Origin of the sequence: Pontibacter litorisediminis (assembly GCF_029360645.1) — a bacterium.
Lineage (GTDB): Bacteria > Bacteroidota > Bacteroidia > Cytophagales > Hymenobacteraceae > Pontibacter > Pontibacter litorisediminis.
The window spans coordinates 1-20,641 of record NZ_JARDUA010000011.1 but is presented as its reverse complement, the minus strand read 5'-3'; the positions used below and the strand labels follow the sequence as shown (position 1 = coordinate 20,641).

Annotated in this window: 21 protein-coding genes; 7 read left to right on the top strand and 14 right to left on the bottom strand. The window is 53.5% G+C overall.

Annotated features, from left to right (window positions below):
* Nucleotides 1-156: 156 nt before the first annotated feature.
* From PXG97_RS20775 to PXG97_RS20750, 6 genes are all read right to left on the bottom strand, one after another.
* Nucleotides 157-1,947, bottom strand: a complete 1,791-nt coding sequence (locus PXG97_RS20775) for an acyl-CoA dehydrogenase family protein (protein WP_276499771.1) — start codon at nucleotides 1,945-1,947, stop codon at nucleotides 157-159.
* 56 nt (nucleotides 1,948-2,003) lie between these two features.
* Nucleotides 2,004-2,351: a four helix bundle protein gene (locus PXG97_RS20770; protein WP_276499770.1), complete on the bottom strand. Its 348-nt coding sequence runs from the start codon at nucleotides 2,349-2,351 to the stop codon at nucleotides 2,004-2,006.
* Nucleotides 2,352-2,396: 45 nt separating this feature from the next.
* The gene (locus PXG97_RS20765) at nucleotides 2,397-3,575 is read right to left on the bottom strand and encodes a thiolase family protein (RefSeq protein WP_276499769.1); all 1,179 of its coding nucleotides are present in this window, start codon (nucleotides 3,573-3,575) and stop codon (nucleotides 2,397-2,399) included.
* A 32-nt stretch (nucleotides 3,576-3,607) separates the two neighbouring features.
* A complete protein-coding gene (locus PXG97_RS20760) occupies nucleotides 3,608-6,010 on the bottom strand; it encodes a 3-hydroxyacyl-CoA dehydrogenase/enoyl-CoA hydratase family protein (RefSeq protein ID WP_276499767.1) in 2,403 nt (800 codons plus the stop codon).
* Between the two features lie 24 nt (nucleotides 6,011-6,034).
* Entirely contained in the window at nucleotides 6,035-6,469 is a 435-nt protein-coding gene (locus PXG97_RS20755; protein WP_276499839.1) for a MarR family winged helix-turn-helix transcriptional regulator, read from the bottom strand.
* Between the two features lie 371 nt (nucleotides 6,470-6,840).
* The gene (locus PXG97_RS20750) at nucleotides 6,841-8,598 is read right to left on the bottom strand and encodes an AMP-dependent synthetase/ligase (RefSeq protein ID WP_276499765.1); all 1,758 of its coding nucleotides are present in this window, start codon (nucleotides 8,596-8,598) and stop codon (nucleotides 6,841-6,843) included.
* 233 nt (nucleotides 8,599-8,831) lie between these two features.
* On the opposite strand from PXG97_RS20750, the gene PXG97_RS20745 reads away from it, so the two are divergent.
* The 5 genes from PXG97_RS20745 (at nucleotide 8,832) to PXG97_RS20725 (ending at nucleotide 12,717) form a co-directional block, all read left to right on the top strand.
* Nucleotides 8,832-10,007, top strand: a complete 1,176-nt coding sequence (locus tag PXG97_RS20745; RefSeq protein WP_276499764.1) for a formimidoylglutamase — start codon at nucleotides 8,832-8,834, stop codon at nucleotides 10,005-10,007.
* 239 nt (nucleotides 10,008-10,246) lie between these two features.
* Nucleotides 10,247-10,516 carry a cytochrome b5 domain-containing protein gene (locus PXG97_RS20740; protein ID WP_276499763.1) on the top strand — a complete coding sequence of 90 codons (270 nt, stop codon included), beginning with the start codon at nucleotides 10,247-10,249 and terminating at the stop codon, nucleotides 10,514-10,516.
* Nucleotides 10,517-10,577: 61 nt separating this feature from the next.
* Entirely contained in the window at nucleotides 10,578-11,450 is an 873-nt protein-coding gene (locus tag PXG97_RS20735; RefSeq protein ID WP_276499761.1) for a hypothetical protein, read from the top strand.
* A 69-nt stretch (nucleotides 11,451-11,519) separates the two neighbouring features.
* Nucleotides 11,520-12,335 carry an N-acetylmuramic acid 6-phosphate etherase gene (gene murQ, locus PXG97_RS20730; protein ID WP_276499760.1) on the top strand — a complete coding sequence of 272 codons (816 nt, stop codon included), beginning with the start codon at nucleotides 11,520-11,522 and terminating at the stop codon, nucleotides 12,333-12,335.
* Between the two features lie 100 nt (nucleotides 12,336-12,435).
* Nucleotides 12,436-12,717: a hypothetical protein gene (locus PXG97_RS20725; protein ID WP_276499759.1), complete on the top strand. Its 282-nt coding sequence runs from the start codon at nucleotides 12,436-12,438 to the stop codon at nucleotides 12,715-12,717.
* A gap of 11 nt (nucleotides 12,718-12,728) precedes the next feature.
* Here the strand turns inward: PXG97_RS20725 and PXG97_RS20720 are convergent, their stop codons facing one another.
* Both PXG97_RS20720 and PXG97_RS20715 read right to left on the bottom strand, forming a co-directional pair.
* Complete coding sequence (locus tag PXG97_RS20720) at nucleotides 12,729-13,778, bottom strand: hypothetical protein (RefSeq protein ID WP_276499758.1); 1,050 nt, start codon at nucleotides 13,776-13,778, stop codon at nucleotides 12,729-12,731.
* A gap of 42 nt (nucleotides 13,779-13,820) precedes the next feature.
* On the bottom strand, nucleotides 13,821-14,549 hold the full coding sequence (locus PXG97_RS20715) for a SpoIIAA family protein (protein WP_276499757.1): 729 nt from the start codon (nucleotides 14,547-14,549) through the stop codon (nucleotides 13,821-13,823).
* 273 nt (nucleotides 14,550-14,822) lie between these two features.
* On the opposite strand from PXG97_RS20715, the gene PXG97_RS20710 reads away from it, so the two are divergent.
* A complete protein-coding gene (locus PXG97_RS20710; RefSeq protein ID WP_276499756.1) occupies nucleotides 14,823-15,392 on the top strand; it encodes a hypothetical protein in 570 nt (189 codons plus the stop codon).
* Between the two features lie 75 nt (nucleotides 15,393-15,467).
* Here the strand turns inward: PXG97_RS20710 and PXG97_RS20705 are convergent, their stop codons facing one another.
* The 6 genes from PXG97_RS20705 to era all read right to left on the bottom strand — a co-directional run bounded on the left by PXG97_RS20705 (nucleotide 15,468) and on the right by era (nucleotide 18,977).
* Entirely contained in the window at nucleotides 15,468-15,647 is a 180-nt protein-coding gene (locus PXG97_RS20705) for a hypothetical protein (RefSeq protein WP_276499755.1), read from the bottom strand.
* Between the two features lie 172 nt (nucleotides 15,648-15,819).
* The gene (locus PXG97_RS20700) at nucleotides 15,820-16,029 is read right to left on the bottom strand and encodes a hypothetical protein (RefSeq protein WP_276499754.1); all 210 of its coding nucleotides are present in this window, start codon (nucleotides 16,027-16,029) and stop codon (nucleotides 15,820-15,822) included.
* A gap of 31 nt (nucleotides 16,030-16,060) precedes the next feature.
* On the bottom strand, nucleotides 16,061-16,249 hold the full coding sequence (locus tag PXG97_RS20695; protein WP_276499752.1) for a hypothetical protein: 189 nt from the start codon (nucleotides 16,247-16,249) through the stop codon (nucleotides 16,061-16,063).
* Nucleotides 16,250-16,439: 190 nt separating this feature from the next.
* Nucleotides 16,440-16,637, bottom strand: coding sequence for a hypothetical protein (locus tag PXG97_RS20690; protein WP_276499751.1), 198 nt, complete (start codon nucleotides 16,635-16,637; stop codon nucleotides 16,440-16,442).
* A 73-nt stretch (nucleotides 16,638-16,710) separates the two neighbouring features.
* On the bottom strand, nucleotides 16,711-18,024 hold the full coding sequence (gene der, locus PXG97_RS20685) for a ribosome biogenesis GTPase Der (RefSeq protein WP_276499750.1): 1,314 nt from the start codon (nucleotides 18,022-18,024) through the stop codon (nucleotides 16,711-16,713).
* Nucleotides 18,025-18,086: 62 nt separating this feature from the next.
* The gene (gene era / locus PXG97_RS20680) at nucleotides 18,087-18,977 is read right to left on the bottom strand and encodes a GTPase Era (protein ID WP_276499749.1); all 891 of its coding nucleotides are present in this window, start codon (nucleotides 18,975-18,977) and stop codon (nucleotides 18,087-18,089) included.
* 438 nt (nucleotides 18,978-19,415) lie between these two features.
* Between era and hemH the strand changes: the two genes are divergently transcribed.
* A complete protein-coding gene (gene hemH / locus PXG97_RS20675) occupies nucleotides 19,416-20,444 on the top strand; it encodes a ferrochelatase (protein ID WP_276499748.1) in 1,029 nt (342 codons plus the stop codon).
* The last annotated feature ends 197 nt before the right edge of the window (nucleotides 20,445-20,641 follow it).

Below are 20,641 nucleotides of genomic sequence, written 5' to 3'. Positions count from 1 at the left end.
TTGTTTAAATAAAGATGGGCGCTTAGCTAAATACGTAAAACTGACCGCTCCTTTTGCCTCTATACTCAAAAAGTATGCAGGTTCGTACGCCACAGGTGCAACAAAAAAGGCTGCTACCTGAGGTAACAGCCTTTCTTAACTATAAATGGTCAGAAATTAATATACAAACTCGTTTGCCTCGATCAGGGCGGCGGCTATGCGGCGGCGCGCCTCTTTGGTGTTGTAGAGGTCTTTTTTAGTGAAGCGCTTCAGGCCCATGAACAGCAGGCGCTGCTCATCACCCTCAGCCATGGCGGCGATAGCCTCCTTGCCGGCCTTAAAGGCAGCGTCCACGGCATCGTTCACCGTCACGCGCACAATGTCGATCTCGTTGGCCACGGCCTCCTCGCCCTTCATGCCTACCAGTTTCTCCACGCGCAGCAGCGTAGATTCCGCCACGTAGGTTTTAATAGCCATGTCGGCGATGTTCATCAGGATCTCCTGCTCCTTGGCCAGCGAGTTCATGTACTTCTGCACCGCCGTGCCGGCCACCATCAGGATGGCCTTCTTCAGGTTCTTAATTGCTTTATGCTCGGCCGAGAACAGCGTTTCTTCCTCTGTGTTGAAGTCTGGAATAGCCATCAACTCCTGCTGCACCGCCTGGGCAGGGCCCATTAAATCAAGCTCGCCTTTCAGGGCTTTCTTCAGGATCATGTCCACGGTCAGCATGCGGTTGATCTCGTTGGTACCCTCGAAGATGCGGTTGATGCGGGAGTCGCGGTAGGCGCGGTCCATCGGGTAATCAGCAGAGAAACCGTAGCCACCGTAGATCTGCACGCCTTCGTCCACCACGTAATCCAGTACCTCAGAGCCCTCTACTTTTAGCATGGCGGCCTCCACGGCAAACTCACGAGCGGCCCCTAGTAGCGCCTCATTTTCGTTGGCGCCACCGGCCATCAGTTCCTGTTCTTTGCGGTAAATATCCATGCCGCAACGGTACAGCGCCGACTCCACCGCATAAATGCGGATAGCCTGCTCTGCCAGTTTATACTTGATCGCACCAAACTTTGAAATCGGCAGCTTGAACTGGTGGCGCTCGTTGGCATACTTCACCGACAGGTCGGCCACTTTTTTAGAGGCACCCAGCGTGGCGGCGCCCAGTTTAATGCGGCCGATGTTCAGGATGTTGAAAGCGATCAGGTGGCCTTTGCCGATCTCGCCCAGCACGTTCTCCTTCGGCACTTCGCAGTCCTCGAAGAAAACCTGGCGGGTGGAGGAACCCTTGATGCCCATTTTGTGCTCCTCGTTGCCTAGGCTCAGGCCAGGATAACCTTTCTCCACGATAAAACCCGTGAATTTATCACCGTCCACCTGCGCGAACACCACAAACACATCGGCAAAGCCGGCGTTGGTAATCCACATTTTCTGGCCGTTCAGGATGTAATGCGTGCCTGCTGCATTCAGCTCAGCTTTGGTTTTAGCTGCCAACGCGTCTGAGCCAGAACCCGGCTCTGTTAAGCAGTAAGCCGACATCCACTCGCCGCTCACCAGCTTCGGGATGTACTTGTTCTTCTGCTCCTCGGTGCCAAAGTATAAAATCGGGAGGGTACCGATACCGGTGTGCGCCGCAAAGGCAACCGGGAAGGAATGGCCCCCGCCTACTGACTCTGTTACCAGCAGCGAAGTGTTAAAGTCCATGTCCAGGCCGCCGTAACTCTCCGGAATAGACACCGCGAACAAGCCTAGCTCCCCTGCTTTTTTCATCAGGTCTTCCATCAGGCCTTCCTCGTGGTTATCGAGGCGGTCCAGCAGCGGATACACTTCCTCGCGCACAAAATCGCGGCAGGTCTGCGCCATCATGCGCTGCTCTTCATTAAATTCTTCCGGTATGAACACGTCCTGCGGGTTGGTCTCCTTTATCAGGAACTCACCACCCTGGATCGCGGCTGTTTTAGTTGCGTTTTCCATTGTTATTGTATTTTTATTTGTTCGTATCAAGTATCAAGTATCAAGACACACGATTATTACAGTTTACTAATCAGACCGTTTAGCATCTTTTGTACACCTGACAACTGCTGCATCAGCTTTTGATTATCAGCTTCCGTTACAAAGCCAAATGCTTCTGCTAAAATCATCTGTGTTTCAATTTCAAAGGCTGAGCCTAGTGCTACTTTCAGAAACTGAGCAAACTCTTTATTAGATCCTCTGCCTGCTCCCTCTGCAATGTTTGAGGCAACAGAAACAACGGCACGATTAACTTGGGATTTCAAACCATATTTCTCATCGGCAGGAAACTTTGCTGATATATTGTAAATCAGCTTTGCTAACTCAATTGCCTCTTTCCATACTCTCAGTTCTTTGAAATTATGCATCTGAAAAGTCGTGATTCGTGTGTCGTGATACGTGATTCGAAAAATCTACTTCAATAGCTCGAACACACCAGCTACACCCTGACCACCGCCAACGCAAGCCGTTACAAGGCCATGCTTGCCGCCGGTGCGGCGCAGGTCGCTGAAGAGCTGCACGCTCAGCTTAGCGCCAGAGCAACCCAGCGGGTGACCGAGCGCGATAGCACCACCATTGATGTTCAGCTTATCCGGGTCAAACTCTAAGTGACGCATCACAGCGATAGACTGTGCGGCGAAGGCCTCGTTCATCTCGATCAGGTCGATGTCGTTTAGCGTCATCCCTGCCTGCTTCAAGGCCTTCGGAACGGCTGCAATCGGACCCATGCCCATGATGCGCGGGTCAACGCCACCGGTTCCGTAGCTGATCAGGCGCGCGATCGGCTCCAGGTTCAGCTCCTTTACCATGCGCTCACTCATCACGATCACAAACGCAGCTCCATCGGACGTCTGAGAAGAGTTACCGGCTGTTACCGTGCCCCCTGCGGCAAACACCGGCTTCAGGCGGGCAAGTGCTTCCATAGAGGTATCAGCGCGAGGACCTTCATCGGTGTCCACCACGTAGGTGCGGGTCTTTTTCTTGCCGTTCTCGTCCAGGTATGTCTCCTCCACCGTCACCGGCACGATCTGGTCTTTAAAGTAGCCGTTCTTGATCGCGTTGATCGCTTTCTGGTGCGATTTGAAGGCAAACTCATCCTGGTCTTCACGTGAAACATTGTAATCCGCGGCCACCGCCTCGGCAGTTAAGCCCATGCTCAGGTACCAGTCCGGATTTTTGCTGGCTATTTTGTAGTTGGGAACAGTTTTCCAGCCTGCTGTTGGCACCAACGACATTGACTCGGTGCCGCCGGCAACGATGCAATCAGCCATACCTGCCGAAATGCGGTTAGCGGCAATGGCAATAGTTTCCAAGCCGGAGCCGCAGTAGCGGTTCACCGTCATGCCACTCACCGACATGGGCAGCGCCAACAGGGAGATCATACGGCCTATCTGAAGGCCCTGCTCGGCCTCCGGCACGGCGTTACCCACGATCAAGTCGTCGACGCGCTCTGGGTCCAGGGCGGGCACAGCGTCCATTAAGTGTTTGATGACATCAGCAGCCAGGTCATCAGGTCTGGTGAACCGGAAACCGCCACGGCCTGCTTTACCCACGGCGCTGCGAAATCCGGCTACGATATATGCATTGTTCATTTTGATGCTCTTTTATAGTTTATACTATAGACTTAATTTCTCAGCGGCTTGCCTGTGGTCAGGATGCTTTGGATGCGCTCCAAAGTCTTGCGCTCACCTGTTAATGACAGGAAGGCTTCACGCTCCAGGTCCAGCAGGTACTGCTCGCTTACTTCGGTTGGGGCCGACAAGTCGCCGCCGCACATCACATAGGCAAGTTTTTCTGAGATCTTCTTGTCGTGCTCCGAGATATAGCGGCCTGAGTACATGGCGTTGGCTCCTGTCAGAAACATACCCAACGCGCCTTTGCCTTGTACCTTCACATTGGTGCGCTGCACCGGTTTGGTATAGCCAGCCTCCGCTAAAAGTATAGCCTGTGCCTTGGCATCGGCTATCTGGCGGTTACTGTTTATGGTGATGCTATCTGATTTGCGCATGTAACCCAGGTCAATCGCCTCTTTAGCCGAGGTAGACACTTTGGCCATACCGATCGTCAGGAACACGTTCTTCAGGTCGTTCAGCTCAATGTCGCCGTCGGCATACATATCGGCAGCGCGCAGCGTCATCTCTTTGGTACCGCCACCGCCTGGTATCAGGCCAACGCCAAACTCCACCAAGCCCATGTACGTCTCAGCGGCCGCCTGTACGTGGTCGCAGTGCAGGTTCAGCTCACAGCCACCGCCCAGCGTCAGACCATGCGGTGCACCCACTACCGGTATGGCCGAGTAGCGCATGCGCATCATGGCGTCCTGGAACTGCTTGATCATGAAGTTGATCTCGTCGTACTCCTGCTCCAGCGCATACATGTACACCAGCCCCAGGTTAGCACCCGCCGAGAAGTTGGCGCCCTGGTTGCCAACCACCATGCCACGGAAATCTTTCTCCGCCAGCTCCACGCCTTTCATCAAGCCCTGGATCACGTCGCCACCCAGCGTGTTCATCTTCGAGTGGAACTCCACGTTCAGGATGCCGTCGCCAAGGTCTATCACCGACGCACCGCTGTTTTTCCACAGCACTTTGTTGCCGCGCAGGTTGTCCAGGATGATAAAATTCTCGGCGCCCGGTATGGCTTTATATTCTTTGCTTTGGATGTCGTAGTAGCGGCGCGTGCCGTTCTCCACGATGTAGAAAGACTCCTTGCCATGCTCCAGCATCTCCTCTACCCAACGCGCAGGCTGATAGCCGTTCTCGATCATGCGCTGCACGCCTTCGCGGGCACCAATGGCATCCCAGTACTCAAACGGACCAAGCTCCCAGCCAAAGCCGGCGCGCATGGCATCGTCTATTCTATAGAGCTCATCCGATATCTCCGGAATACGGTTAGAAACGTACTGAAACAGCCCAAACAGCGACTCATTGAAGAACTGAGCAGCCTTGTCTGTTTGCTTCGAGAATGTTTTAATGCGCTTCTTCAGGTCCTCGATCGGCTTCAGCACTTCCAGGCTCTGGAACTTAGGGCGTTGCTTTGGCCCGTACTCCAGCGTGTTCAGGTCCAGCGTCAGGATCTCTGTCTTGCCTTTTGCATCCTTTGTCTTTTTATAGAAGCCCTGGCCGGTTTTGTCGCCCAGCCACTTGTTCTCTACCATTTTCTGCAGGTAGTCCGGCAGCTTAAACAGCTCTCTGGATTCGTCGTTCTCGCCGGTTTGGTACAAGCCATTGGCAACATTAGCCAAGGTATCCAAACCAACTACATCCAGCGTGCGGAACGTAGCCGACTTCGGACGACCGATGATCGGGCCGGAGATTCTGTCTACCTCGTCCACGTTCAGGCCGAGCTTGTTCATCACCTGCAGGCCTTGCATAATGGCGTAAATACCCACGCGGTTGGCGATGAAGGCAGGCGTATCCTTGGCCAGCACCGTGGTCTTGCCCAAGTATAAATCGCCGTAGTGCATCAGGAAGTCCACCACACTCTGGTCTGTTTCCGGTGTCGGGATAATTTCCAGCAGTTTTAGGTAACGCGGCGGGTTAAAGAAGTGCGTGCCGCAGAAGTGCTTTCTGAAATCATCGGAGCGGCCGTCCAGCATCATGTGGATCGGAATGCCCGAGGTGTTGGATGAGATCAGCGTACCCGGCTTGCGGTGCTGCTCCACCTGGTCGTACACCAGTTTCTTTATCTTCAGGTTCTCCACCACCACTTCTATGGTCCAGTCGGCGGTGGCGATGTCCTTCATGTTATCTTCAAAATTACCGGTCTGGATCAGGCTTGCATCAGACTTGCGGTACAGCGGCGACGGGTTGGATTTGATAGCCGCGTCGAGTGAGCTGTTGACGATACGGTTGCGAACCTGCTTGCTTTCCAGCGTCAGGCCTTTTTTCTCCTCGTCCGGCGTTAGCTCCTTCGGTACAATGTCGAGCAGCAGCACCTGCACCCCAATGTTGGCGAAGTGGCAGGCAATGCGGGAGCCCATCACCCCGGAGCCAAGCACGGCTACTTTCTTGATTATTCTTTTCATAGAATGGCAATAGTTGTCTATGGGTTAAAAGATTTCTTTATTCTCGATCATGCCCTGGATGCGGCCACATACCTTAAAAAACACGTCCAGCTCTTCTTCGGGGATCTGCTCGCGCACCCTATGGTTAAACTGCTTTACGGTTTGCCGCGAGACCTCCTTCTTCTCCAGCCCTTTCTCCGTCAGGAAAATGCGCACCAGGCGCTTGTCATTGGGGTCGGACTCTTTGTAGATAAGGTTTTTCTCCTCCATGCTCTTAAGGATGCGGGTAAGGCTGCGGGCCTCCAGGCCCAGCAAGGGAGCAATTTTAGTGGCGGGGGTGCCTTGCTCCTGATCTATGTTGAGCAGTACAAAGCCAATGGACGTGGTAATATCTGCCTTGGCCGCCTCTGTATTATACATACGCGAGATGGCATGCCAACATACTTTAAAGTTATAGTCTACTGTTTCTTCCGGTTTCATCATTTACAATGGTGTATACCAAATATAGGCAAATTTGTTATGCTTGCATACCTTTTTAGGTAAAAATTTTATTACCCTTCAGGCGCAGCAACTGGAGGTAATGTTACATAGGTTACGGGTATAGTTATACTATAAACGAGCGATTGGGATTTATTCTGATGCAAAAAGCATAGCACGGACAAAAAAAAGCCCTTGCCGGTGCGGGAAGGGCCCAAGGAAGTACAGACAAAAAAAATCCTGAAAGGACCTTGGCAGAGGCTTTACCTCCCTCTAACCAGGATCCTTTCAGGATGACAAAACAGGTTTATAACAGTAGCATTGAGGAAGTAGGGACACCCGCTAATCCAGCGGCTCCAACCATACTTCATGTGTTAATACAGGCTCTCGATCACATCGTGGTAGTTGGCCGTGATGATCTTGCGCTTCACCTTCAGGGTTGGCGTCAGCTCACCGCTCTCCACAGTCCACATTTTAGGGATCAGAGCGAATTTCTTCACCGTTTCGTACTGCGCCAGCCCTTCGTTGGCCTTGTCTATCTCGCGCTTGAACTTCTCGATCACGTCCGGGTGCTTGAGCATCTCCTCATCTGTGGTATACTTAATCCCCTTGTGGTTTGCCCAATCCTGCAGCCCCATGAAAGACGGCACGATGAGGGCAGAGGCGTACTTGCGGCCATCGCCCACAATCATCACCTGCTCTATCACCACCGACTCCTTCAGCTTGTTCTCGATAGGCTGCGGCGCCACATACTTACCGCCGGAGGTCTTGAACATCTCTTTCTTGCGGTCAGTGATCTTGAGGTACTTGCCCTGGATCATCTCGCCGATATCGCCCGTATGGAACCAGCGGTCTTTGTCGATCACCTCGGCCGTGAGCTCCGGCTTTTTGTAGTAGCCTTTCATCACGTGCGGCCCGCGGGTCAGTATCTCGCCGTCTTCGGCAATCTTTATCTCCACGCCGTCAATAGCCATACCCACGGTTCCGATCATGTTGTTCTCCGGCTCATAGCGGTTCACCGAAATCACCGGCGATGTCTCGGTAAGGCCGTATCCCTCCATCACCCGGATGTTGGCCGACCAGAACACGCGCGCCAGGCGCGGCTGCAGGGCAGCACCACCGGACACGATCACCCGCACGTTGCCACCCAAGGCCTCGCGCCATTTGCTGAAGATAAGTTTGTTGGCCAGGTCCAGCTGCTTGTTATACCACCAGCCATGGTCTACCTGCGGGTCATACTTCAGGCCCAGCTCCAGCGCCCAGAAAAACAGCTTGCGTTTCACGCCTGTCAGCTCCATGCCGGTAGCCACAATCTTATCGTATACTTTCTCCAGCAGGCGCGGCACAGTGGTAAACAGGTGCGGCTTCACCTCTTTCAGGTTATCGGCCACCTTCTCTATGCTTTCGGCATAGTAGATAGACACCCCGATACGGAAGTACAGGTACAGCAGCATGCGCTCGAACACGTGGCAAAGCGGCAGGAAGCTCAGGGCACGGTGCTGGTGGTTTACGGGCACGTAAGGCACAGTGCCGCGCACGTTGCTCATCAGGTTGTCGTGGGTCAGCATCACGCCCTTCGGGTTACCCGTCGTGCCGGAAGTATAGATGATGGTCAGGGTGTCCTCCGGCTTCACGGCTGCTTTCAGCGGCTCGAGCTGCGACACATCCTCTTTCTCGCCCATCTTCAGCACCTCTTTCCAGTTTTTGGCGCCGTGTATGTCGTCAAACGTGTAGATCTCCTTGATGCCCTCCATGCCCTCGGTGGCAGCCACTACCTTGTTGTACAGTGCCGCGTCGGAAACGAACACCGCCTTCACCTCAGCATCGTTGAAGATATAGCGGTAATCCTCCTCCGTGATCGTGGGGTACATCGGCACACTGATAGCTCCGATCTGCTGAATGCCAAAGTCAACCAGCACCCATTCCGGCCGGTTGAAAGAGATGATGGCAACTTTATCCTCTTTTCCGATTCCGAGCTTCAGTAAGCCCAGGCTTACTTGGTTGGCATACTCCAGCACATCGCTGGTCGTATACTTTTGCCAGGTGCCGTTAACCTTAGACGCCAAACAGTCGGGCTTAGGGAACTGCTGCATCTGGTGTGGCAAAAGGTCGAAGGTCCGGGTTAGGTTCATATAGTGTATGGGTTATACAACGGTGTTTAGATTAGTTAGCTGTAAACAGCGCCAAGTACAGGGTAAATGGCCTGTTACTGATGCATTTTAATTATTTTTTTCGAATTCTGCCACGGCAGGCTGTATAAATATTTCCCATGTGTTATATTTATACTTTTAGAACTACAAGCACATGCACGGGCAAAGCCAGGTGCACTCCTGTACGTTTCAGGTAAACTCAGAGACAACCATCCATGAACCTGTCCATATTTTTTGAGCCGCTGAGCGAGGAAGTGTTCGCGCCCCTGAACAAGCCCCGCACCCTCGGCTCATACATCAGCCGCTTTGTGAGCAAGTTTCCGGATTGGCGCGCCGCCGACATCGCCATACTTGGCGTAAACGAGACACGGGGCCGTGAAATTGCCGAGGCGCCAAGCGCAGATGAGGCCGCCGCAGCGCAGGCCCCTGCCCGCCTGGTGCGCAAAAAGCTTTACAGCCTGAACAAAGGAAGCGGCCGCTGCCATATCGTGGACCTGGGGAACCTGCGCCCCGGCATCACGCTGGAGGACACGCACCTGCGCCTGAAGGAGATCGTGGAGGTGCTGATATCGCACAACACCATTCCGGTGATCATCGGTGGTTCTCAGGACCTGGAGTACGGCCAGTACATGGGCTATGAGCACCTGGAACGCGTGGTGAACATGGTGACCGTGGACAGCAGCGTGGACATGACCGAGGACGCAGAGGCGGCCCCCAATAAAAAGCAGCTGCGCCAGATCCTGATGCACGAGCCCAATTACCTCTTCAGCCTGAGCCAAATTGGGTACCAGTCGTACTTTGTGGAGCCGGAGGTGATGGCCACGTTCGAGAAAATGCATTTCGAGGCCTACCGCGTGGGCGAAGTACACCGCAACGTGCAGGAGATGGAGCCGGTGGTGCGCATCGCGGATCTGCTCACCTTCGATATATCGGCCATACGCCACCAGGACGCGCCGGGCTACGAACCCGCCAACCCCTTCGGGCTTACCGGCGAGGAAGCCTGCCAGCTGTGCTGGTATGCCGGCCTGAACGACAACCTGACCTCGCTGGGAATCTATGAGTATAACCCCGCCCTCGACGACCGGGAGTTAACCGCCATGACCGTGGCCACCATGATCTGGTACTTTGTAGAGGGCTTTTACCACCGTAAAAATGAAACGAACTTCAACGGCCGCAACTTCACGAAGTATGCCGTGGCCTTTGCCGATGATAACCCCGACCGCATGATCTTCTACAAAAGCAGGGGCAGCGAGAAATGGTGGCTGGAGGTGGAGCCGCTCAGCTCTGACAAAGGCAGCCGCATAGTGCCCTGTAGCTATGAGGACTACCTGCAGGCCACCAAGGGCGAGGTGCCCAACCGCTGGATCCTGACGCAGGCCCGGATTGGGTAATGTGCTAAGACATGAAGCTAAAAAACGTGGAAATCAGAGGGCTTGGAGATTAGAAGTTCAAAGTATAAGTATGGTTTGAGCGCATTATTTGACTATGCTCGCGCCCCGTGGATCTTACATCAGGCGGCCTCTGCTGCTCTAATGCCCGTTGTGCTTCTGAGCAGTGGAACGGACCCAACTAGCTCACCCCAAGTTTCCATACCTTTAAATCTGTAAATTCCCGCATTTTCAACTCACACATGACACTACCAGAATACACCCTGCAGCAACTGGCCCTCCGGAACGGGCAGGACCGCGACGAAATATGGGTGGCCTACCAGGGAGTGATCTATGACGTGAAAAAATCGAGGCTGTGGCGCAACGGCAGGCACTATGAGCACTGGGCCGGGCAGGATTTAACAGAAGAACTGGCAGATGCACCACATAATGCCAATGTTTTTGATAAATTTGAGGCCGTGGGCCTGGTCAAGAATTCTGCGTACCGGCCCTCACAGCATCAACAGACCTAAAAATAAAACCGTATATTGGGGTTACGACTCCATTGAACATCCATAAATCAAACAAACACAGATGATATTTATAGCTGATAGCGGCTCAACGAAGACAGACTGGCGCATCGTAACCAGCGACAAGCAACTGGGCCAGGCGCAAACTGCCGGGTTTAACCCGATGTACCAGGAGGCAGACGAAATTTACCAGGAAATAAATGAGGTGCTGCTACCCCAGCTAAGCGACAAGAACCCGGAGGCCATCTATTACTACGGAGCAGGCTGCAGCTCGCCAGACCGTAACAAGCGTGTAGAAGACGCCCTGCTCAGAGCCTTTCCGGATGCCCTGATCTCTGTGGAGCATGACTTGCTGGCAGCGGCGCGTGCCCTTTGCGGCCGTAAGCCAGGCATTGCCTGTATCCTGGGCACTGGCTCCAACACCTGCCTCTACGACGGCACCGACATCATCGACAACGTGCCATCGCTGGGCTTCCTGCTCGGCGACGAGGGCAGCGGCGCTTACATGGGCAAGCTGCTGATCAAAGCTTACCTTTACCGCGAACTGCCGGAAGACCTGGCCACCTCACTTAAGAACACTTACAGCCTGACCAAAGACGGCATCCTGGATACCCTGTATAGCTCTGCCATCCCGAGCCGCTACATGGCTACTTTTGCCAGGTTCATGCACGATAAGCAGAAGCACCCGGTTATCCACGGCATGATCTACGAGAACTTCTCGGAGTTCTTTGAGCGCCACGTGGTAAAGTATGAGGGCCACCAAACCCTGCCTGTTAACTTTGTTGGCTCTATTGCCTTCCACTTCGGCGATATTCTGAAGCAGGTGGCCCAAAAGTATGGCCTGCATGTAGAAACCATCCTGAAGAGCCCAAGCGAAGGCCTGATCCAGTACCACCAGGAGCTGCTGCAGACGTTTGGCTCTCCTAAAAAAGCATAGATAAATTTACCCTAAGGAGACGGCGTGAGGCTGTCTCCTTGTGTTTTCACCTTTTCATTATCCTTTAGCGTGTCTACTACCGAATCAACATCCAATTACGACGGACTGGAACAGATGAGTGTGCATGAGCTGCTCGTAAACATTAACCGCGAAGACAAGACCGTACCGCTTGCCGTTGAGAAAGCTATCCCGCAGATCGAGGCGTTGGTGAACGCCACCGTGGAGCGTCTGCAGCAGGGTGGCCGCCTGTTTTACATCGGCGCCGGCACCAGCGGCCGCCTGGGCATCGTGGACGCCTCTGAGTGTCCTCCTACCTATGGTGTGCCGCATGGCATGGTAGTCGGCATTATGGCGGGCGGCGACACAGCCATCCGCAAGGCCGTGGAGTTTGCCGAGGACGATGAGGAGCAGGCCTGGAAAGACCTGCAGGAGCACAACATCTCGGATAAGGATGTTGTGGTGGGCATCGCCGCCTCTGGCCGCACGCCCTACGTGATTGGCGGCTTGAACGCCTGCCGTGAGCGCGGTATTGCCACAGGCTGCGTGGTTTGCAACGCGGGTAGTGCCGTAGCCGCCGCTGCCGAGTTTCCGGTGGAGGTAGTAACCGGCCCTGAGTTCGTAACAGGCAGCACCCGCATGAAGGCCGGCACCGCCCAAAAGCTGGTGCTCAACATGCTCACCACCTCCACCATGGTGAAGCTAGGCCGTGTAAAGGGCAATAAGATGGTGGACATGCAGCTCTCGAACCTGAAGCTGGTGGACCGCGGCACCCGCATGGTAATGGAAGAGTTGGGAATAGGACGGGCAGAGGCCGGAGCCCTGCTGAAGAAGTATGGCAGCGTGCGCGCCGCCGTTGAGGCCTACCGCAACGGGAACGGGCGTTAAGCTACGATAAGCACAGAAACAGCAAGAGCCGGGGCAAAAAACTCCGGCTCTTGCTGTTTTCATACGTTTATACTGGTAGGGCCCTGTAACAAGCAACCAGATGAAAGCAGGAATCGCATCTCTTTTGATTGGTTTGATAGGATTGGCTATCGTTACCTACTTTTACCTCGAGACCATGCAGGAGTATAACGAGCTGGAAGAAATGCAGCAAATGACCATGCTTTACACTATGAGCGACAACACGCGAGCTATTCTATTCATATTGGAGGCTGTGGGAGCTGTAGCAGGCTTTTGGGCCTACAGGAAATGGAAAGCAAAGATAGGGCTGCTGGGGATGGGACTATGCGCCCTCAACCTGATTCTGTTGTTCTACCCGTTTTAAGTATAGACTTATTACTTCATCGTTAGCTTCTCCAGCAGCACACGGGCGGCCTCCTTGCTCGGCACCACGTAGTTGATAACAGACCAGGGGTAGGTAAGTATAAACCGGTCACGGTTCCTATCGCCAACGTGCACGATCTTATACTTGTATAGCTCCAGCGGCTCCAGCCCTAGCTCCCTGCGGCGCTTATCCACCTGCTCCTCCTGCTCCCTACTGATCTTGGTGGTCATGTAATCATCCAGCGTCCCGAGTTCTTCGTCATCCGCGCACTTGCTGCACTTTATTTTGGCAAAAACGCGGGCGCCATACTTGCTGGTGCCGGCCTGCTGGTCCAGCAGGTAAGCGGCGGCCTGTGGGGCAAGGCGCCCCTGCTGCACGGCCTGCGTCAGCACCTCCTTAAAGTCGTGGCCTTTGCGTGCCTTGGTTTGGCGTTCTATCACCACCGTAAAGCGGGGCAGCAGCTCCAACGTATCTGCCAGCCCGATCTGGTCCTCCCCCGGGTAACCGTACTCCTCTATCCAACCGAGCAGCAGTTTGGTGTTGGCCGCCTCAATCTTAGTGATCGTGTCGCCGTGCACGCGCCAGCCGCCCTTCGCCTGCCGGAAGTATTGGTCGCGGGCATAGAGCTCGTCGAGGTCGGCTCGGAGTTCTTTGTTAAGCTTTTGCTCATACTTGTCGCGGCGCTTGGGGTACTTTTTGGCGAACTTCTGCCAGTGCTTTGTGTTGCGCAGCGAGTCCAGCACAGGTTGCCGCTCCAGGTATTCCAGGCTTACGCCTTTCTGCACCAGCTCCTCCAGGTAGTTAAAGGTTCTTTTGCGGTCCTGCAGCTCCAGCGCGCAGATAGCGGCGTTGTAGTAATCGCGGGCGAAAGGCGAGGGAACGGCGGCAAAGGCTTGCCGGTAGGTGTCCAGCGCCTTTTCATACTCCCTGTCCACCACCAGCAGCTCCGCCTCGTTTATAACAGGATGATAGACTTTAGTGTAATCCGGTGCCCCCTGGGCAAAAGCATACTGCTGCTCCAGCAGCAGTACCATAAAGAATAAGAGTGTTTTTCTGAACATTTTTCCAGAGCTGATGGCGCGGCAGCTCCCTGCAAGCAGCTGCTATCGTAGCCAGTCTATGGCCGTGTCGCGCTCATCCAATTTAAAGAATCTTACATTATTGCCGGGCACATAGCCCCCCAGGCGCTGCAGCCACTCCTCATGGCCGGCTATGGCAACCTTGCTGAGCCTGTCGTGCCGAGGCACTTGCTGCTTTAGCTCTTCCCAGAGGGCATCCGGGGCATTGCCGTTAGGTTGCAGCACCTCCAGGTATAAACGCACATCCTGTTGCTTCATTGCCTGTTCGGCCAGCAGGTCGTTTACGGTGCGGTAATCATCTGCGGAGAGGCTGCCAAGCGTAGCCACCCCCACCACATGCCTGGGCATGGCCTCCAGCACCGACAGGCCCTGCCCGGGTTTGTCGGCTACGGGCTGCCGCAGCCATGCTATTGCAGGCTCCTTGTCGGCCAGGCTAAAGGCCTTCACCTCAAAGTGGGGCGTCAGGAAGTTAGCCAGCCGCGACTGTTTCTTTACCCAATCCTTATCGGTTACGATGGCGTAGCGGGCAATTTTGTCCCAGCTGTGGAACTTCAGCTTCAGCGTATCAAAAAACGACTGCACGCTGTCCCAATCGCCAAAGTTCTCGAACTCAAAGTATAAACATACCTTGTCTTGCTCCTGCGCCTTCTCTTCCATCTCCCGCACAATTGTCCTCAGCCCAGCCTCGTCAATATAGTGCTGCACATGAAAACCTACAAGGTTATCCTCCTCAAAGTGAATTATTGATACCATAGTTTGCCGGAAAGTTAGTGTTGATGATGCGTACCCTGGGTATGCCAGCGCCTTTCAGAACCGACGCCTGTACTTTACCATACCGCAGGAGGCCCTAAACGGTTTCCTGTTCGGCACTTATACTTTACATTTGCACCGGATGCCACTTTTTTTTGGCTGTTTTTGTTGAAACCACAGCGCTGGCGGGTGGAAAAAAGCTGCCCGAAGGCCTCAACTTTAGGGCAGCGCCGGCAGTACAGTATACTGCAGCCCCCGCACCTGTTTTTACACTTTATGCATACGATAGAACCATACTATAACTGGATAGAGAAGTACGCTGCCTCCGAGGATCCGCGCTCACCGCTCTATGGGGCAGAGAACAGCCTTTCGCAGTACACCAACACCATTTACGGGTACTACATACACCCCCAGTGGGACGACATGAACTCCGAAACGCTGTTTATCAAGATACTCTATGCCGATTACGAGCTGAATTTTGCAGTGATAGAGTTCATTGGCGAGTGGAACGACGCCCTGAACAACGACGTTATGCAGCTGAAGCGAAACATCATTGACCCGATGGTGGAGGAAGGCATTAAGCACTTTATCCTGATCGGGGAAAACGTGTTTAACTTCCACGGCTCCGACGACTCTTACTATGAAGAGTGGTTTGAGGACATTGAGGAGGGTTGGGTGGCTGCCCTTGGCTTCCAGGATTTCGTGCTGAGCGAGATGAAGAACTATAACCTGGACTCTTATATCAACTATGGCGGCAACCTGGACGACATCCACTGGCGCACCTTTACCCCCAAGCGCCTCTTCGCGCTGGTGAACAGCCTGATCCAGAAAAGGCTGGGCCCGTAGGTGCGGCAACGTGCAAAAGCAAAGGCCGGTGCAGCGTACTGCACCGGCCTTTGTGTTTCAGAAGTAGTGCTTACCTTATTTATCGTTATCGATTTCGTCCTCTACCTCATCCGCAGCCTCTTCCACTTCATCGCCAGCCTCCTCGGCTGCATTTTCCACTTCATCGGCTCCTTCTTCTACCGTGTTCTCAGTAGATGCGCATGCTCCCAGGTTAAACAGCCCGGCGACAGCAAATAGATAAACTAGCTTTTTCATGGCCTTTCATTTAATTTATACTTCGTGCGTGGGCCTTGCCTACAGGCAGTTTCCACAACACAACATGCTGTTATTCAACGGCAGGCAAAGTGATAGGTTAACACCGTCCACTTAAAATAATAGCGGGTTGAGCCTGAGCCCAACCCGCTACCAAGGCATTGCCTGCTATAAATTAGTTGTTTACTTCGTTCTCTACTTCTTCGGCACCCTCCTCTATCTCGTTGCCGGCTTCTTCGGCACCTTCTTCAATGTCGTTGCCTACTTCCTCGGCTCCTTCTTCTACTCTTTCGGTATCGTTCTCTACAGCATTCTCTGTGTTAGAATCGCAGGAGGTAAAGGCAAAGAGGCCTAGAGCCAGGAACATCAAAATTGACTTTTTCATAATATTTCAGTTTTAAGGGTTACAAACAAAACTACTCGATCACGGCACTGGTGTCAGTGTCTTCCACGGCGTCTTCCATATCATCCGACACCTCTTCTGCCTGATCTTCCATTTCCTCTACAGTTTCCTCCCTTTCCTCTGCTCTCTCCTCAGCCGGGGAGTCGCAGGAAGCGAAGGCGAAAAGGCCTGCAAGGGTAAATACGTACAGTGCTTTTTTCATTGGTTCTATGCGTTTAGGTAAAGGAATAAATCCCTGTTCCCGGGCAGCACAAGCGGCTACCGCGGAAACATGACAAAGAATACGGCAGCAGTTGAATATAGTTTATAGAAATATATAGAAATATAAAAAGGCACCCTTTGGAGGTGCCTTTTTATGCCCCGGCCATGCGCCGGGAGTTTACGTGTGTTGATTACTCAGCAGAAGCAGAATCAACTGAAGTAGCAGCTGTGTCAGCCTCAAGTGTAGTAGTGTCTTCCTCTACAACTGGAGCCTCTTCAACTGTAGTTTCTTCTACAGTCTCAACCTCAGTAGCTGTCTCTTCAGCGCTGTTGCAAGATGCAAAAGCGAACAGACCTGCAACGAAAAGCAAACCAAATACTTTTTTCATGGTGTTTGTGATTTTTATAAATGAGGCGCAAATATACTACTATATATGAGCCTCCAAATACACACCCGAAAAATTATTTTTTCTTGAACAGCAGCCTGATCGGAACCCCTGTAAAGTCGAAGTGCTCGCGCATCCGGTTCTCCAGGTAGCGCGTGTACGACTCCTTGACATACTGCGGCAGGTTACAGAAAAACGCAAACGTAGGGTTGTGCGTCGGCAGCTGCGTAATGTACTTGATCTTGATAAACTTACCTTTGATGGCTGGCGGCGGGTAACGCTCAATATCCGGCAGCAGCAGGTCGTTCAGCTTGGAGGTCGGGATCTTGCGCGTCTTGTTGTCGTATACCTCCATGGCCACCTCAATGGCTTTGTGAATACGCTGCTTGGTCAGCACCGAGGTAAAGATGATCGGCACGTAAGCGATGGGCGCAATGCGGCTGTAGATCTCCTCTTCGAACTTCTTGGTGGTATGGGTATCCTTCTCGATCAGGTCCCACTTGTTCACCAGGATCACGATGCCTTTGCGGTTCTTTTCGGCCAGGGCGATAATGTTCACGTCCTGCGCCTCAATACCGCGGGTAGCATCCAAGATCACGATACAAACGTCTGCATCTTCCAGGGCACGCACCGAGCGCAGCACCGAGTAGAACTCGATGTCCTCGTTTACCTTGCTCTTGCGGCGCAGACCGGCGGTATCCACAATGATAAACTCCTTGCCGAAGGCATTGTAGCGGGCATGGATGGCATCGCGGGTGGTACCGGCAATGTCAGTCACGATGTTACGCTCCTGGCCCAGCAGCAGGTTCACGAAAGAGGACTTGCCCACGTTCGGGCGGCCCAGCACAGCGATCTTCGGGATACCGGCATCCGGGTCTTCCACGCCCTCGTCTTTAAAGTGCTTTACCACCTCGTCCAGCAGCTCGCCGGTTCCGGAGCCGCTCTGCGAGGAGACCGGGAAAATATCGATACCCACACCCAGCGAATAAAACTCACCCATCTGGTGCATGCGGGCGTTGGTGTCGGCTTTGTTGGCCACTACGTACACCGGCTTATCGGTACGGCGCAACACGTTGGCAAACTCTTCGTCCAGCCCGGTCAGGCCGGCTTCCACGTCCACCATAAACAGGATCACGTCGGCCTCGTTCATGGCCAGTTCTACCTGCCGGTTGATCTCGGCTTCAAAAATATCGTCGGAGCCGTGCACGTAGCCGCCCGTGTCTATCACGGTGAAGTACTTGCCGGTCCAGTCGCCGTGGCCGTAGCTGCGGTCGCGGGTTACGCCGCTCACGTTGTCCATGATGGCCTTGCGCTGGCCGATCAGGCGGTTAAAAAGCGTAGACTTGCCCACGTTCGGGCGGCCTACAATAGCAATGATGTTGGTTGACATCGAACTAAAATAAAAGTGTTAAAGTGCCCCCGGAGCACCGTGCCCCGAAGCTTTATGGTGCGCTACTCTTCGCGGTAGCCGAAGCGCCGAAGCAGCTTCTGGTCTGTCCGCCAGTTCTCGTTCACGCGCACGTATAAATCAAGAAATATCTTTTTCTGGAAGAAGTCCTCCATGTCGAGGCGGGCCTGCGTGCCTACTTTTTTCAGCGCCTCCCCTTTGTTGCCGATCACGATGCCTTTCTGGCTGCGCCGCTCCACACTGATCTCGGCCCGGATCCGGATGATGTCCTCCTCTTCCTTAAACTCCTCTACCACCACCTCGCAGCTGTAGGGAATCTCCTTTTTATAGTTGAGGAAAATCTTTTCCCGGATCATTTCCGAGACAAAGAAACGCTCGGGCTTGTCGGTCAGTTCATCCTTGGGGTAAAACGGCGGGTGCTGCGGCAGGTAGTGCAGCAAACGCGCAAACAGATGATCGAGCCCAAACTTGTGCAGCGCCGATATAGGCAGGATCTCGGTCGGGTTCATGTGCTCTTTCCAATAAGCAACCTTCTCGTTCACCTCCTCCTCGGTAGCCTGGTCAATTTTATTGATCAGCAAAAGTATGGGCACCGAGGCATGCTTCAGGCGCTTGATCACATCGTCCTCGTCGTGCTTCTCGTAAATGTCCGTCACGAAAAGGATGATATCGGCATCCTCCAGCGAGGTACGCACAAAGCCCATCATAGACTCGTGCAGCGCGTACTGCGGCTTGATGATGCCGGGCGTGTCGGAGTAAACGATCTGAAAGTCATCTCCGTTCAAAATGCCCATGATGCGGTGCCGCGTGGTCTGCGCCTTAGACGTGATGATGGAAAGCTTCTCGCCCACCAGCGCGTTCATCAACGTGGACTTGCCCACGTTCGGCTTGCCCACTATACTTACAAAACCGGCTTTGTGCGGTGTTTCGGCCATAATCTAAATTTGAGGTTGCAAAATTACTCCTTTTTTACGAAACCCCGTGAAAATGTGCAGATTTAGGAGGAGTTTAGGAGTTGGGGAGCTAGAGAGGTTAGAAAGCTTAGGGGTGCTTCCGCGTATACTTTAATCAAGTGTGAGAACGGTGATGAAGGATATTGAAGATGAGAAACCTGAAAGTTTTGCAGAAACAAGCTGCTTTCCTCCCCTGGCGCAAGCGTCCGCCTTTGCTTCTTGTTACAGGTTCCATAGCAAGGCACAAGCGGACGCTTGCGCCAGGGCTTTTACCTTTCTAACCTTCTAACTTCAGAACATTTCCCCCTACTTTTCGCTTTAGGCTACGTTGCCCCTCTATGAGCGGATAGAAATTAAGTATCAACAAGTAACGGGTTATACTTGTATCTTTGTGTAACAACAGTACTCTTATAAGTATAGATGAGCAAAAAAACTATAGGTAAGATTGGCGTGCTGCTGGTGAACCTCGGTACACCGGACACCCCCAATACACCCGATGTTAGAAAATACCTGCGCGAGTTCCTGCTGGATAAGCGTGTGATCGACATAAACCCTGTGGGCCGCTATGCACTGGTCAACGGCGTTATTGCCCCGTTCCGCGCCCCTAAGTCTGCCAAAGTATACCAGCAGCTCTGGACAGACCGCGGCTCACCGCTGCTCTACCACGGCCGCGACCTGCAGGAGAAGCTGCAGAAAGCCCTCGGCGAGGACTACCACGTGGCCTTTGGGATGCGCTACCAGAGCCCAAGTATAAAAAGTGCCCTGGAGGAGCTGCGCGACAAAAGCGTATCCCGCATCATTGTGGTGCCGCTGTTCCCGCAGTACGCCTCTGCCACCACCGGCTCCGTGCACGACAAGATCATGGAGATCGTGAAGGACTGGTGGATCATCCCAAGTATAAACTTTATCTCCACCTACTGCGACGACCCCGGCTTTATCAACGCCTTTGCCGAGCTGGGCAGGAAGTATATGGCCGAGGATAACTACGACCACGTAGTGTTCAGCTATCACGGCGTGCCGGAGCGGCAGATACTTAAAGGCAGCGACCACGGCTACTGCAAACTGGGCTCCTGCTGCAACAGCTACAACAAGCGCAACCGCTACTGCTACCGCGCCTCCTGCTTCGCCACCTCACGCCTGCTGGCTGCTGAGTTGGGCCTAAGCGAGGACCAGTATACCGTTGCCTTCCAATCGCGGCTGGGCAAAGACCCGTGGCTGCAGCCCTATACCGACGAGGTGCTGAAAACCATGCCGGCCAAAGGCATCAAGAAAGTGCTGGCCTTCAGCCCCGCCTTTGTGGCCGACTGCCTGGAAACCACTGTGGAGGTGGGCGAAGAGTTTAAGGAGATGTTTGAGCACGAGGGCGGCGAGAAGTGGCAGTTGGTAGAGAGCCTGAACTCCAGCGACACATGGGTGGAGGCGCTGAAGGAGATGGTGCAGCAGCATTGATGATTTAAAAACGTAGAGGAGGATCTCTACTCAAAGATAAAATAAAAGAGGCCGCTGCAAGTATACATGCAGCGGCCTCGGGAGTGTAATTTAAACTGTGTCATTTCCATATTTTACTTTACTGGCCCTGTTGGTGTACTGGTGTGAATCCTTACAGCAACAGGGCCATCTTTTGAAGCGCGTCTCACTTCAAGTCC